Source organism: Streptomyces sp. WAC06614, assembly GCF_003949795.1.
GTDB lineage: Bacteria > Actinomycetota > Actinomycetes > Streptomycetales > Streptomycetaceae > Streptomyces.
In genome coordinates, this window is record NZ_RPRY01000774.1 from 1 (window position 1) to 539 (window position 539).

The window sequence follows — 539 nt, forward strand, 5'->3', positions numbered from 1 at the left end:
GATCGGTCTCGTGGGCTCGGTCGGCGCCGGTGTCGGTTCGTCGGTGCGTCCGAAGAGCACGGACCGGTAGATCTCCGACGCCTTGGGGTTGTCGTCGCACTGCCAGACGCCGTGCGGACAGTAGTCCGTGAGCGTGTTGTACAGCGGCTTGTGCTCGTCCATCCACGCGAGCATGCGCCGCATGTACTCGGCGTTGTCTCCGTTGCGGAAGAGTCCCCATTCAGGATAGGAAATTGCCTTGCCGTGGGACTTGGCGAATTCCACGTGCTCCTGAAGCCCGTACGGCTCTTTCACCTGCTGGTCGAATGAGATGCCTTCCGGCTGGTCGTACGAGTCCATTCCGATGATGTCGACGGTGTCGTCACCGGGATAGCACTTCGTCCAGCCGATGGCGTCCTGACCGCGGCTCGGCGTGAAATCGAAGCGGAATTTCTGGCCCGGCACCGAACGCATGGTGGTGACGATCCTGTTCCAGTACTTCTTCCAGGCCTCCGGGTCCGGCCCGCAGCGATGGGTGTACGTGATGCCGTTCATCTCCC

General features: G+C 62.2%; 1 protein-coding gene. It reads right to left on the minus strand.

The genetic code is table 11. From position 1 onward, the window contains the following. Nucleotides 1-539 (minus strand): glycoside hydrolase family 26 protein (locus tag EF918_RS36435; protein WP_260611033.1); only part of this gene is annotated, 539 nt, incomplete at both ends.